7 protein-coding genes and 1 riboswitch are annotated in these 14,129 nt (G+C 68.8%); of the genes, 2 read left to right on the plus strand and 5 right to left on the minus strand.

What is annotated here, in order from left to right; genetic code table 11:
- Window positions 1-7 precede the first annotated feature (7 nt).
- Both AC2EWF_RS08120 and AC2EWF_RS08125 read left to right on the plus strand, forming a co-directional pair.
- Window positions 8-1,204 (plus strand): EmrA/EmrK family multidrug efflux transporter periplasmic adaptor subunit, encoded by a 1,197-nt coding sequence (locus AC2EWF_RS08120; protein WP_483638851.1) that lies wholly within the window; start codon window positions 8-10, stop codon window positions 1,202-1,204.
- Window positions 1,205-1,317: 113 nt separating this feature from the next.
- Window positions 1,318-2,844 (plus strand): DHA2 family efflux MFS transporter permease subunit, encoded by a 1,527-nt coding sequence (locus tag AC2EWF_RS08125; protein ID WP_483638852.1) that lies wholly within the window; start codon window positions 1,318-1,320, stop codon window positions 2,842-2,844.
- 72 nt (window positions 2,845-2,916) lie between these two features.
- On the opposite strand, the gene AC2EWF_RS08130 is transcribed toward AC2EWF_RS08125, so the two are convergent.
- From AC2EWF_RS08130 to nagA, 5 genes are all read right to left on the minus strand, one after another.
- The gene (locus AC2EWF_RS08130) at window positions 2,917-3,444 is read right to left on the minus strand and encodes an acyloxyacyl hydrolase (RefSeq protein WP_483638853.1); all 528 of its coding nucleotides are present in this window, start codon (window positions 3,442-3,444) and stop codon (window positions 2,917-2,919) included.
- 257 nt (window positions 3,445-3,701) lie between these two features.
- Entirely contained in the window at window positions 3,702-6,881 is a 3,180-nt protein-coding gene (locus AC2EWF_RS08135) for an efflux RND transporter permease subunit (protein WP_483638854.1), read from the minus strand.
- Between the two features lie 206 nt (window positions 6,882-7,087).
- Window positions 7,088-10,261, minus strand: coding sequence for an efflux RND transporter permease subunit (locus AC2EWF_RS08140; protein WP_483638855.1), 3,174 nt, complete (start codon window positions 10,259-10,261; stop codon window positions 7,088-7,090).
- Between the two features lie 288 nt (window positions 10,262-10,549).
- A complete protein-coding gene (btuB, locus tag AC2EWF_RS08145) occupies window positions 10,550-12,451 on the minus strand; it encodes a TonB-dependent vitamin B12 receptor (protein ID WP_483638856.1) in 1,902 nt (633 codons plus the stop codon).
- Between the two features lie 127 nt (window positions 12,452-12,578).
- Window positions 12,579-12,798: riboswitch (cobalamin riboswitch) on the minus strand.
- Window positions 12,799-12,862: 64 nt separating this feature from the next.
- The gene (gene nagA, locus AC2EWF_RS08150) at window positions 12,863-14,002 is read right to left on the minus strand and encodes an N-acetylglucosamine-6-phosphate deacetylase (protein ID WP_483638857.1); all 1,140 of its coding nucleotides are present in this window, start codon (window positions 14,000-14,002) and stop codon (window positions 12,863-12,865) included.
- Window positions 14,003-14,129 lie beyond the last annotated feature (127 nt).

Raw genomic sequence — 14,129 nt, forward strand, 5'->3', positions numbered from 1 at the left:
CAGTCCCATGTCCAGCCCCAACCCCACCGCGGCCGCCACCCCGGCCGTCCAGCCGACGCAGAACAACAAGCGCCGCGGCTTCCTGTTGCGCGCGCTCGCCGCGGTCGTGGTGCTCGCCGCGATCGGGTGGGCGCTGTGGTACTTCCTCGACGGCCGCTGGTACGAAGGCACCGATGACGCCTACGTGGGCGGCAACGTGGTGCAGCTCACCCCGCAGATCCCCGGCACCGTGGTCACCATCGGCGCCGACGACGGCGACCTGGTGAAGCAGGGCGACGTGCTGGTGAAGCTCGACAAGTCCAATGCCGACGTGGCGCTGGCCGAGGCGAAGGCCAACCTGGCCGCCACCGTGCGCAAGGTGCGTGGCCTCTACTCCAGCGTCAGCGGCCAGCAGGCGCTGGTCGCCGCACGTGAGACGGCGGTGGCCAAGGCCAGGGCTGACGTCGAGCGCCGCACCGGCCTGGCGAAGTCCGGCGCGATCTCGGCCGAGGAACTGTCGCACGCGCGCGACGAATTGACCGCCGCGCAGAGCGCCCTGGTCGCCGCGCAGCAGCAGTACCAGACCAGCAAGGTGCTGGTGGACGACACCGTGGTCGCCTCGCACCCCGACGTGCAGGCCGCCGCCGCGAAGTTCCGCGCCGCGTATCTGGACGACCAGCGCACCACCCTGGTGGCGCCGGTGACCGGCTACGTGGCGATGCGCTCGGTGCAGCTGGGCCAGCGTGTGGCGCCGGGCGCGCCGCTCATGGCGGTGGTGCCGCTGCACCAGGTATGGATCGACGCCAACTTCAAGGAAACCCAGCTCACCCACATGCGCATCGGCCAGCCGGTGACGGTCGAGTCCGACGTCTACGGCAGCAAGGTGAAGTACCAGGGCAAGGTGTCCAGCCTCGGCATAGGCACCGGCAGCGCGTTTTCCCTGCTCCCGGCGCAGAACGCCACCGGCAACTGGATCAAGATCGTGCAGCGCATTCCTGTGCGCGTGGTGTTCACCGATCCCCGGCAGCTCGACCAGCACCCGCTGCGCATCGGCATGTCGCTCGCGGTGGAGGTGAACCTGCACGACCAGAGCGGCCCGATGCTGGCGCAGCAGCCGCCGGCACAGCCGGCCTTCAGCACCGACGTGTACGAGCAGCAGGCGAACAAGGCCGATGCGCTGATCGCGCAGATCATCCACGCCAACATGGCGGGTAATTCGAAGTGAGGTCCGACTCCCTCCCCTGTGCGCAGGGGAGGGTTGGAGCGGGGTGACTCCCCTCCCAGCCTCCCCCTGCCTGCAGGGGGAGGGGAAATCCCTTCCTCCACCGACACGGTTCCATGAGCACCCACTTCCGTCCGCCGAATCTCGCCGTCACCACGATCGGGTTGTCCCTGGCCACCTTCATGCAGGTGCTGGACACGACCATCGCGAACGTGTCGCTGCCGACCATCGCCGGCAACCTCGGCGTAAGCAACGACCAGAGCACCTGGGTCATCACCTCGTTCGCGGTGAGCATGGCGATCTCGCTGCCGCTGACCGGCTTCCTGACCCGCCGCTTCGGCGAGGTGAAGCTGTTCGTATGGTGCACCCTGCTGTTCTCGCTCACTTCGTTCATGTGCGGCGTATCGCAGAGCATGGGCATGCTGCTGCTGTTCCGCGCGCTGCAGGGCGCGGTGGCCGGGCCGATGTATCCGGTCACGCAGAGCCTGCTGATCGGCACCTATCCGCCGGAGAAGCGCGGCATGGCGCTGGCGCTGCTGTCGATGGTGACGGTGGTGGCCCCGATCGCCGGGCCGATCCTCGGCGGCTGGATCACCGACAACTATTCCTGGCCGTGGATCTTCTTCATCAACGTGCCGATCGGCATCTTCGCCAGCGTGGTGGTGGCGAACCAGCTGCGCGAAAAGCTGGAGAAGCTCGAACGGCCGCGGGTGGACTATGTGGGCCTGATCACCCTGATCATCGGCGTGGGTGCGCTGCAGGTCGTGCTGGACAAGGGCAACGACGAGGACTGGTTCAACTCACAGTTCATCGTCATCACCAGCATCGTCTCGGCGATCGCGCTGGCGGTGTTCCTGATCTGGGAACTCACCGACAAGGATCCCATCGTCGACCTCAAGCTGTTCCGCCACCGCAACTTCACCACCGGCACGATGGCGATGGTGCTGGGCTACGCCGCGTTCTTCTCGATCGCGCTGCTGGTGCCCCTGTGGCTGCAGCAGAACCTGGGCTACACCTCGACCTGGGCGGGCTTCGCCACCGCGCCGTTGGGCGTGATCCCCGTGCTGCTGACCTTCTTCGTGGGCAAGTACGCCACGCGCATGGACCTGCGGCTGCTCGCCGCCGCGTCCTTCCTGGTGATGGGCGCGACCTGCTTCATGCGCGCGAACTTCTACCTGCAGATCGACTTCCAACACGTGGCGATGGTGCAGCTGTGGCAGGGCCTGGGCGTGGCGCTGTTCTTCATGCCGACGCTGACCATCCTGTTGTCCGACCTGCAGACGAACGAGATCGCCGCGGGCTCGGGCCTCGCCACCTTCCTGCGCACGCTGGGCGGCAGCTTCTCCGCTTCGATCACCACCTTGATGTGGACGCGCCGCGCGGTGACCCACCACGAGCAGCTGGCCGAGCACATCAATCCCTACAATCCGGCCGCGCAGGAGGCGCTGCAGCAGTTCGGCCGGGGCAGCCCCCAGCGCGGTGCCGAGGTGCTCAACGGCATGATCACCCAGCAGAGCTTCCAGATCTCCTTCAACGAGGTGTTCCACGTGCTCGGCTGGATCTTCATCGCCCTGATCGTGGTGATCTACCTCGCCAAACCACCGTTCGCGCCCAAGGTACGGCCGGCCGGCGGCGGCCACTGACGCTCCGACGCTCCACACGACAACGGCCCCACCTGGGGCCGTTGTCGTGTGGACAAGCGCCGCGTTGCCCGGCTACAGCTCGAAGCCGACGCCCACCAGCGCCATCGTCTCGCCGCGGTTCGGCTCGTGCAGCCTCGCATTGGAGATGTGGCGGATCTGGAAACTCAGGTGATGCCACTGCCAGCCGATCGTGTTCACGAACTCGTAGGCGCTGCTCAGCGCCTGCGTGCGGCCGCTGTGCAGGGCGAACTGGAAGCTGTAGAAGAAATGGCTGTACCAGTCGCCGGGGCCGCCCGCGCTGAGACGCGCACCGCCGGCGGCCAGCCAGATGTCGTCGTTGGTGGCATAGCGGGCATGGCGGTAGCGCGCGATGTCGCGGCCGTTGATCCAGCCCAGCGAGAGATCGGGTGCCCAGCGGAGCCCGCTGTCGCCGATAGGGTGCGCGGCAAACACGCTTTCGACGAAAACGGTGTTGGCGGCACGGCTGTCCATGTAGCTGCGGCCGGCCTGCAGCTGGACCTGGGCGGCGGCGGCCGGCAGGGTGGCGAGCGCCAGGGCGGTCGCCGCGAGGGGACGGAGGAAACGTGGGGAGAGATGCATGACGTGGACCTGCGGGAGCGGTGGTTATTCATGAACTATACCGCCCGGTATTGTAAATGATCCGTGCTCGACCGGTGTAGGCGCCGCCCGGAGACACTGGGTTTCGCCCGTGTCGACTATGCGACGCAGGCCCGTGCATGCCTCATGAAAGCCCCGGCCGAAGCCGGGGCTGCGGTGCCGCGAAGTGCTTGTTCAGCGCGCGGCGGTCGGCTTCCAGCAATCCGGTCCTGGAGTCGGCCGTGCGCGGCGCCGGCGCGTTACTTCGGCAGTGCCGGCATCTGCTGCGCGAGCGTGCGCTGGCGGCGGATCTCCGCGCGCAGCGCGCGTCGCTTCGCCTTGCGCTCGCGGCGGTCGTGTTGCCACAGGTAGATCGCCGGCGTGCTCAGCAAGGTCAGCAGCTGCGACACGAACAGGCCGCCCAGGATCGCGATGCCCAGCGGCTGGCGCATCTCCGAGCCCACGCCGAAGCCGATCGCCAGCGGCAGCGCCGCACCCATCGCCACCAGGGTGGTCATGGTGATCGGCCGGAAGCGCACCAGCGCCGCCTCGCGGATCGCCGCGGGCGGATCCATGCCGTGCTCGCGCTCGGCGACCAGGGCGAAGTCCACCATCAGGATCGCGTTCTTCTTCACGATGCCGATCAGCATCAACACCGCGATCACCGACATCACGGTGAGCTGGGTATGCGTGAGCAGCATCGCCAGGAAGGCGCCCATGCCGGCGGCGGGCAGGGTGGAGATGATGGTCAGCGGGTGGATCAGGCTCTCGTACAAGATGCCCAGCACCACGTACATCGCGCCGATCACCGCGAGTAGCAGCAGCAGCGAGTTGACCAGCGCATCGAGCATGTCCTTGTTCTGGCCGGTGTATTTCTTCTGCACGCCGTCCGGCAGGTGCGCGGCGTAGATCGCCTGGTCCACCAGCTTCATGGCCTCGATCTGGTTCACGCCCTTGGCGAGGTTGTAGCTGACCGCCGAGGACTCGATCTGGTCGAAGTGCTGGATGGAGACCGGCGCGATGTGCGGGCGGATGCGCGCCACCGCCGACAGCGGGATCATCTTGCCCTGCGTGTTGCGCACGTAGGTGTTGAGCAGGGCGTCAGGGCTCAGCGTGTCGGCCTTGTTCGAGGTGAGGATCACCTGGTACTGGTTGATGTCCGAATAGATCACCGACACCGGCGTCTGGCCGAACGCGTCGTTCAGCGCGTCGTCGACCTGGCTCATGCCCAGATGAAGGCGCGCGGCCGCGGCGCGGTCCACCTCCAGCATCTGCTGCTTGGCGATGCTGTCGAAGCTCGTGGTGACGTCGCGGAACTGCTTCATTCCGCGCATCACCCGGGCCACGTCCAGCGTGGGCTGCTGCAGCGACGTACCGTTGGTGCTGGTGAGCTGGAACGAGAACATCGGACCGCTGCTACCGCCGCCGCCACCGCCACCGCCGAGGAACTGCACCGGGGTCAGCGACACGTTCAGGTCGGGCAGGTCCTTGAATTGCCTGGTGAGGCGCTCGACCACCTGCTGCGCGGTGTCATGGCGCTCGCCGGGCTTGTCGCCGCGCGGCTTCAGGTCGATGAACAGGGTGGAATGGTTGCCGACGGCGCCGCCGTTGTTGTTGCCGCCCAGGATGGTGGTGATGTCGAGCACGTCCGCGTCGGCCTGGATCGCCGCCGTCACGTCGCGGGTGCGCCTGGCCATCAGGGTAGGCGAGATGTTCGCATCGGCACTGATCTGCGCAGCCAACAGGCCGATGTCTTCCTTCGGCATCAGGCCGCCGCCGGCGGTCATGCCCACCAGCACGGCCAGCACGATCGTCAGCACCAGCAGGATCGGCGGCTGCCAGCGCATCAGCCGGCGGTGCCGCATCGCCCAGTCCAGCCCACGCTCGTAGATCCGCAGCATCCAGCGGTCGAAGCGCTCGGCCCAGCGCTCCAGCCGGCCCGGCGTACGCGCGGCCACCGCGTCGTCATGCGCCAGCCAGCTGCCGCACAGCGCCGGCGTCAGGGTGAGCGACACCAGCGCCGAGATCACGATCGTCGCGATCAGCGTCACCGAGAACTCGCGCATCAGCAGGGTGAACATGTTGTTGCCGAACACCATCGGCCCGAACACCGCGATCAGCGACAAGGTGATCGAGATCACCGTGAAGCCGATCTCGCGCACGCCCGTCAGCGCCGCCTCCAGCGCCGGCTTGCCCTGCTCCATGTGGCGCACGATGTTCTCGATCACCACGATCGCGTCATCCACCACGAAGCCCACGCACAGCACCAGCGCCACCAGCGACAGGATGTTGAGGGTGAAGCCCATCACCCACATCAGCACGAAGGCGCCGGCCAGCGACAACGGGATGCTGAACATCGCGATCACGGTGGGCCGTACCCGGCGCAGGAACACCAGCATCACCAGCGCCACCATCACGATGCCCATCATCAGCGCCACTTCCACCTCGTGCAGCGCCGACCTGGTGGTGCCGGTGAGGTCGAACACCGGATGGATCTGCACGTCGGCGGGCAGCAGGCTGCGCAGCTCGGGCAGGCGGGCCAGGATCGCCTGCACCGTGGCCACCGAGTTGGCGTCCGCACGCTTGTTGATCTGCATCAGCACGGCACGCTGGCTGTTGAACCAGGCCGCGGCGTACTTGTCCTCTTGGCCGCCCGTGACGGTGGCGACGTCGGACAGGCGGATCGGCACGCCGTTGTGGCTGGCGATCACCAGGCCGGCGAAGTCCTGCACGCTGTGCAGCGCGTCGTTCGCGGTCACCGTCATCTGGGTGCTGCCGTTGCTGATCGCACCCTGTGGCGAGGTGACGTTCGCCGCGCGCAGCGCGTTCGCCACGTCGTTCGCAGTGATCCCGGCGTGCGCCAGCGCGGCGCTGTTCAGCGCCACCCGCACCGCGTGCGGCGTGCCGCCGCCCACGCCGACCTGGGCCACGCCGGGGATCTGCGCCACCGCCGGCTTCAGCAGAGTGTCGGTGAGGTCGTAGAGCTTGTCCGGCGGCAGGCTGGTCGAGGTCAGCGTGACCAACAGGATGGGGATCTGCGAGGTGTCGAACTTGAAATACTGCGGCGGCAGCATGCCGGTGGGCAGGTCCGGCTGCGCGGCGTTGATCGCCTGCTGCACGTCGCGCGCCGCCTGGTCCGCGCTGCGGCTCATGTCGAACATGATCTGGATCTGCGCCGAACCTTCGGTGGCGTTGCCGAACATCATCCGCACGCCGGGGATGCGCCCCAGGTGCCGCTCCAGCGGCGAAAGCACGGTATTTGCCATCACCTGCGCGCTGGCGCCGGGCACCGCGGCCTGCACGCCCACGCCGGGGAATTCGATCGACGGCAGCGCCGCCACGCCCAGCAGCAGGTAGGCGCAGAAGCCGGCGATGGACAGGCCGATCGCCAGCAGCGCGGTGCCGACGGGCCGGCGGATCATGGGGGCGAAGATGTTCACGTGTCCTCCGTGGCGCGCAAGGGTCTGTCCCATGTCTCCGCGAGCCACGCGGAGACATGGGACAGCCTCTCAGCATAGCGGGAGCACACACGCGACCGACGGCGGCACGGAACAGTTCCCGGTCAGGCGCCCTTTATGCCCGACCCGGCGTGGCGGCGTATGTGCCTGAAGACGCCCCCTGTCGGAAGGCAGGGGATGGCGGCCACCTACTTCGGCAGCGCCGGCAGTTGCCGCGCCAGTGCGCGCTGGCGGCGGGCCTCCTCGCGCAGCGCGCGTCGCTTCGCCTTGCGCTCGCGGCGGTCGTGCTGCCACAGGTAGATCGCCGGCGTGCTCAGCAGGGTCAGCAGCTGCGACACGAACAGACCGCCCAGGATCGCGATGCCCAGCGGCTGGCGCATCTCCGAACCCGCGCCGAACCCCACCGCCAGCGGCAGCGCCGCACCCATCGCCACCAGGGTGGTCATGGTGATCGGGCGGAAGCGCACCAGCGCCGCCTCGCGGATCGCCGCGACCGGGTCCAAGCCGTGTTCGCGCTCGGCGACCAGTGCGAAGTCCACCATCAGGATCGCGTTCTTCTTCACGATGCCGATCAGCATCAGCACCGCGATCACCGACATCGTGGTGAGCTGGGTGTGCGTCGCCAGCATCGCCAGGAAGGCGCCCATGCCGGCGGCGGGCAGGGTGGAGATGATGGTCAGCGGGTGGATCAGGCTCTCGTACAGGATGCCCAGCACCACGTACATCGCGCCGATCACCGCGAACAGCAGCAAAAGCGCGTTGCTCAGCGCCTCGAGCAGATCCCGGTTCTCCCCGGTGTACTGCTTCTGCACGCCATCCGGCAGGTGCGCGGCGAAGATCGCCTGGCTCACCCGCTGCAGGCCCTCGGCCTGGGTCACGCCCTTGGTGAGGTTGTAGCTGATCGAGGACGACTCCACCTGGTCGTAGTGCTCCACGCTGACCGGCGCGATATGCGGGCGAATGCGCGCCACCGCCGACAGCGAGATCATCTTGCCCTGCGCGCTGCGCACGTAGGTATTGAGCAAAGTGTCAGGGCTCAGCGTGTCGGCGCGGTCGGAGGTGAGCACCACGTAGTACTGGTTGATGTCCGAGTAGATCGTCGACACCGGGCTCTGGCCGAAGGACTTGTTCAGCGCATCGTCGATCGCGCCCATGCTGACCTGCAGGCGCGCGGCCGCGGCGCGGTCGACTTCCAGCATTTGCTGCTTGCCGATGCTGTCGAAGCTGGTGGTGACATCGCGGAACTGTTTCATCCCGCGCATCACCTTGGCCAGCGCCAGCGTGGGCTGCTGCAGCGACGCGCCGCTGGTGCTGATCAGGTTGAAGCTGTACTGGCCCTGGCCGTTGCCGCCGGAGCCCATGTTGATGAACTGCACCGTGGTCAACGTCACGTCCAGGTCGGCCAGCGGCTTGAACTGCCGGTTCAGCCGGTCCACCACCTGCTGCGCGCTGTCGCGGCGCTCGCCCGGCGCATTGCCCAGCGGCTTGAGGTCGATGAACATGCGTGACTCGTTGCCGGTCAGGCCGTTGTTGCCGCTACCGTAGAAGGCGGTCACGTCGGCCACCGCGGGATCGGCATGGATCTTCTGCACGATCTGCCGCGTGCGCTTCATCATCAGGGTGGGCGAGATGTTCGCGTCGGCGGTGACATGCGCGCGGATCAGCCCGGTATCCTCCTTGGGCATGATGCCGCCGCCGGCGGTCATGCCCACCAGCACCGCCAGCACGATCGTCAGCACCAGCAGGATCGGCGGCTGCCAGCGCATCAGCCGGCGGTGCCGCATCGCCCAGTCCAGCCCACGCTCGTAGATCCGCAGCATCCAGCGGTCGAAGCGCTCGGCCCAGCGCTCCAGCCGGCCCGGCGTACGCGCGGCCACCGCGTCGTCATGCGCCAGCCAGCTGCCGCACAGCGCCGGCGTCAGGGTGAGCGACACCAGCGCCGAGATCACGATCGTCGCGATCAGCGTCACCGAGAACTCGCGCATCAGCAGGGTGAACATGTTGTTGCCGAACACCATCGGCCCGAACACCGCGATCAGCGACAAGGTGATCGAGATCACCGTGAAGCCGATCTCGCGCACGCCCGTCAGCGCCGCCTCCAGCGCCGGCTTGCCCTGCTCCATGTGGCGCACGATGTTCTCGATCACCACGATCGCGTCGTCCACCACGAAACCCACGCACAGCACCAGCGCCACCAGCGAGAAGATGTTGAGCGTGAAACCCAGCATCCACATCACCACCAGCGCGCCGGCCAGCGACAGCGGGATGCTGAACATCGCGATCACGGTGGGCCGCGCACGGCGCAGGAACACCAGCATCACCAGCGCCACCATCACGATGCCCACCAGCAGCGCCACCTCCACCTCGTGCAGCGCCGACATCGTGGTGGGCGTGAGATCGAAGATCGGGGTGATCCTGACATCGGCGGGCAGCAGGCCGCGCAGCTCGGGCAGGCGGGCACGGATCGCCTCCACCGTGGCCACCGCGTTGGCGTCCGTGCGCTTGGTGATCTGCAGCACCACCGCGCGCTGCTCGTTGAACCATGCCGCGGTGTACTGGTTCTGCTGGCCGTTGGTGACGGTGGCGACGTCGGACAGCCGGATCGGCACGCCGTTGTGGCTGGCGATCACCAGGCCGGCGAAGTCCTGCGCGGTGTGCAGCGCATCGTTCGCGGTCACCGTGAGCTGGGTGGCGTCGTTGCCGATCACGCCCTGCGGCGAGGTGACGTTCGCCGCGCGCAGCGCGTTCGCCACGTCGTTCGCGGTGATCCCGGCGTGCGCCAGCGCGGCGGTGTTCAGCGCCACCCGCACCGCGTGCGGCGTGCCGCCGCCCACCTGCACCTGGGCCACGCCGGGAATCTGCGCCACCGCCGGCTTCAGCACCGTGTCGATGAGGTCGTAGAGCTTGTCCGGCGGCAGGCTGGTCGAGGTCAACGCCACCAGCAGGATGGGGATCTGCGAGCTGTTTGCCTTGAAGTAGCTCGGCGGGCTGGGCATGTCGGTGGGCAGGTCCGGGATCGCCGCGTTGATCGCCGCCTGCACGTCGTGCGCGACCTGGTCCGGATTGCGGCCGAAGTCGAGCTCCAGGCCGATCTGGGCTCCGCCCTCGGTAGCGGTGGAGCTGATGTGCTGCACGCCTGGGATGCGGCCCAGGTGCCGCTCCAGCGGCGCCACCACGGTGGCCGCCATCACCTGGGCGCTGGCGCCGGGCAGTTGCGCGTTCACTCCCATGAACGGGAATTCCATCGCCGGGAACGCCGCCACGCCCAGCAGCAGGTACGCCCACGCGCCGGCCAGCGCCAGCCCGAAGGCCAGCAGCACCGTGCCGATGGGTCGGCGGATCATGGGCGCGAAGATGTTCACGTGTCCTCCGTGGCGCGCCAGCATAACGGGCGGACGCGCACGGCAGGAGACGGCATGGGTGCGGCGGTCATGCGCCTTTTATGCACCGCACGCCGCCGCCGCGTATGTGCCTGAAGACGGCCCCTGTCGAAAGGCAGGGGTGAACGTCCCTGTTCGTGCCTCATCCCCGTCCCTGTACGGCGCCGGCGGCATGCTCCGCTGCCGGCCGGGTCAGCACGCGCGACAGGGGCGCGTGCTTCCTGCGGCGAGCGGCCTGCCCTGGCCTGCCGCATTCGCGGTTTCCGCGGCTCAGTGCGCCGCGGGACTGTAGCGCAGCGTCAGCGACCAGGTACGGCCGGGCTGGTTGTAGTACCAGACCGTCTCGTAGCGGTGGTCGAACGCGTTGGCGAGGCGGCCCTCGATCTGCCAGTCCGGCGCGAACCGCCAGCTCGCACGCAGCGCCAGCGTGCTGTAGCCGCCCAGCGGGTGCAGGTTGGCCACGTCGTCGTAGCTGCGGCCCGCGGCGTACCAGCTGCCGCCCACGCCGAACGCGCCGAAGCGGCGGTCGAGATCGATGCGCGCGGTGCGCTCCGGACGGCGCGGCAGCACGTTGCCGTTGTTGGCGCCGCCGTCGTCGTTCTCCGGCTGCTGCAGCGTGAGGTAGCCCTGCAGCTGCCAGCCTGCCACGGTGGCGCCGAGCTGGCCTTCCACGCCGCGGATGCGCGCGCGGCTGAGGTTGAACGGCACGTAGTTGCGCGCCGGGTCGAGCACGATCATCCGGTCGATGCGCGTCTCGTAGGCGTTCACCGCCCAGTGCCAGCCGGCCAGCTGCTGCTGCACGCCCAGCTCGCTGCTGTGCGAGGTTTCCGGCCGCAGCTGCGGGTTGGCCGACGGCGTGCCGAAGAACGGCGGGAAATACAGATCGTTGAAGGTCGGCGCGTGGAACGCGGAGCCGTAGCTGGCGCTGATGCGCAGGCCGTGGTCGAACGCATGGCCCCAGGCCAGCGCGCCGGTGTCGTGGTTGCCGAACTGGCCATTGTGGTCGCGGCGCACCGAGGCCTGCAGCTCGTTGCGGCCGAACGTGCCCTGGTACTGCGCGAAGCCGCCGGTGTCGGTGCGGCGGGTGGCGAGGTAGGCGGTGTTGCTGTCCACGTGGTCCTGCTGCCAGTCCACGCCCACGGTCAGCAGCTGGTCCGCGGCCAGCGCGATGTCGTTCTGCCACGAAGCCTGGTTGCGCCGCGAGTCGGCGTAGCCGGTCTGCTGCAGCGGGTAGTAGGTGCCGAGGTAGCTGCCTTGGTAATACGTGGTGGACAGATCCTTGCTCTGCCCCGCGTTCAGCGTGACCTTCCACGACTCCAGCGGCGAGAAGCTCAGCCGCGCGCCGGCCACGCGCTGCTCGTCCACGGCACGGTTGCTGCCATACGGGCTGCCGGCGTATTCCACGAAGCTCTTGCTGCGCAGCCAGTCGCCGGCCAGTTCGGTGCCGTTGTCCCAGCGGTAGCCGGCGTTGAAGGCGCCGTTCCAGTCACGGAAGGCGTCGTTGCGCGGATCGTCGACGAAGCAGCCGGCGAACACCTCGCCCGCGCCCATGCGGCAGGCGGGGAAACCCGAGGTGTACTGGCCACCCAGGCTGGCGTTGTACCAGGCGTGCGCGTCGCCGCCGGACAACCCCACGCTGGCGCCGGCCAGGCCGTGGCTGCCGACCGTGGTGCTGAGCGAAGGCACGGTGCCGCCGTTCGGCTGGCCGTGGCGGGTGAAGATCTGGATCACGCCACCGATCGCGTCGGAACCGTACAGGCTGGAGCGCGGGCCGCGCACGATCTCGATGCGCTCGATCTGCTCCACCGGGATCTGCTCCAGCCGGGCGAAGCCGGCGGTGGCCGAACCGATGCGGATGCCGTCCACCAGCACCAGGGTGTGGGTGGAGTTGGTGCCGCGCAGGAACAGCGTGGAGAGCTGGCCGAGGCCGCCGCTCTGGGCGAAGCTGACGCCCGGCAGGCCGGTGAGCAGGTCCTGCACCGACAGCGGCTGCAGGCGCTCGATGTCGGCACGGGTGATCACGCTGACCGAGGACAGCGCATCGTCGGCGGTGACCGGCGTGCGGGTGGCCGTGACGACCACCGGATTCAGCGTGCTCGCGTCGTCCTGGTCGGCGGCGTGGGCGGCGGGGAGGCAGCACAGCAGCGCCGTGGCCAGCAGGGATTTCTTCACGTCTCGTTCCTTGGCCGCACACCCGCGCGGCGCATCGTGTTCAACGGGCCGGCAAGCGGAAACGGAAAGGCGTGAACAGGCAGGCACGGCAACGCCGGACGCGTCTGTCCGGCCTCGCCCACCGCGAGCCAGCAGTCATGTCCGGGCCGGTCTCCGGGCTTGCGAGCAGATGCCTGGTGCATCCTGCGCGGCGCCTTCCCATGCCGTGAAGCACAGTGGCGGATGGCCGCGCGTGACTCGCCTACCGTTGCGGGGGCAGCGCCGGCATGGTGGATGGACCACGCACCGGCTTCCCGTTTCATCCCTCCGGCGAATGCCTTCGGGACACCTGAACGGGGCGCAGTCTAGCAGGTTGCCGGAACGGGCTGCCGGCATCCGGCCGATGGACGGCCATTTGGCGAGCCGCGTGCGTCAGCCGGCCTTGCCGCCAATCCAGCTCCGCTGCACGTTGCAAGCGGCGTCCATGGCCACCAGGTCGGCACGGCAACCCACCGCGATGCGGCCGTGGCTGGCCGACAGGCCGAGGAAGTCGGCGGGGTACGTGCTGGCCATGCGCACCGCCTCGTCCAGCGGGACGCCGAGCATCCCGACGCTGTTGCGCACGGCTGTAGCCATGTCCAGCGCCGAGCCGGCGAGCACGCCGCCTGCGGTCTGGCAGATGCCGTCCTTCGCGACGATGGTTTCGCCGTTCAGCACGTAGCTGGGATCGTCCGCGCCCACCGGCGGCATGGCGTCGGTGACCAGCAGCATCTTGCCGCGCGGCTTGGCGGCGACGGCGTTGCGCAAGCTGGTCGGGTGTACGTGGTGGCCGTCGACGATGATGCCGCACCAGCTGCCGGGGTCGTCCAGCGCCGCACCCACCACGCCGGGCTCGCGGCTGCCCAGCGGCGTCATCGCGTTGAACAGGTGGGTGAAACCGCGCACGCCGGCGGCCAGCGCGGCGCGGACAGTGGCATGGTCGGCGGCGGTGTGGCCCGCGTTGACGATGACGCCCGCAGCGGCGAGCCGGGCGATCACCTCGTGCGGCACGCGCTCTGGCGCCAGCGTCACCAGCCGCACGCCGCGGTGCGGCGCGCACAGCATGGCGAGTTCCGCCTCGCCCGGCACATGGAACCACCGGGGATCGTGCACGCCCTTGCGCTCGGGTGCGAGCCACGGACCTTCCAGGTGGATGCCAAGCAGTCCCGGCACATCCTCGTCGAAAGCCTGCTCCACCGCGTCCAGCGCGGCGCGCATCACGTCCACGCCGTCGCTGATCAGCGTGGGCAGGAAGCCGGTGGTGCCGAACCTGCGGTGCGCGGCGCCGATCGTGCGTATCGTCTCCGCCGTGGGCGCCGCGTTGAACAGCGCGCCGCCGCCACCGTTCACCTGGGTGTCGATGAAGCCCGGTACCAGCAGCGCGCCGGCCAGGTCCTCGGCCTGCGCCTCGCGCACGGCGGCATGCTCCTCCGGAAGCAGCGCGGCGATGCGCCCGCCTTCGACCAGCACGGCGAGATCGTCGCGCCAACCGTGGGCGGTGAGAACGCGGGCGTGGGTGAGGGCGGTGGTCATGGCGGCGCCTGTGCGACGGAGTGGGTGTTGCGCTATGGCGGGGCGTGGTCGAGCCAAAGCCTTTATCGATGCCGTGGGAAGTGCATCCTGCACTTTCCACGACTCGCCCGGGCCTGCCTTCGGCTGG

The sequence above is a fragment of the Rhodanobacter sp. sgz306013 genome (genome assembly GCF_057031145.1).

Coding starts and splice junctions, on each gene's coding strand:
- AC2EWF_RS08125 (WP_483638852.1), top strand. CDS start 1,318: ATGAGCACCCACTTCCGTCCGCCGAATCTCGCCGTCACCACGATCGGG.
- AC2EWF_RS08130 (WP_483638853.1), bottom strand. CDS start 3,444: ATGCATCTCTCCCCACGTTTCCTCCGTCCCCTCGCGGCGACCGCCCTG.
- AC2EWF_RS08120 (WP_483638851.1), top strand. CDS start 8: ATGTCCAGCCCCAACCCCACCGCGGCCGCCACCCCGGCCGTCCAGCCG.
- nagA (WP_483638857.1), bottom strand. CDS start 14,002: ATGACCACCGCCCTCACCCACGCCCGCGTTCTCACCGCCCACGGTTGG.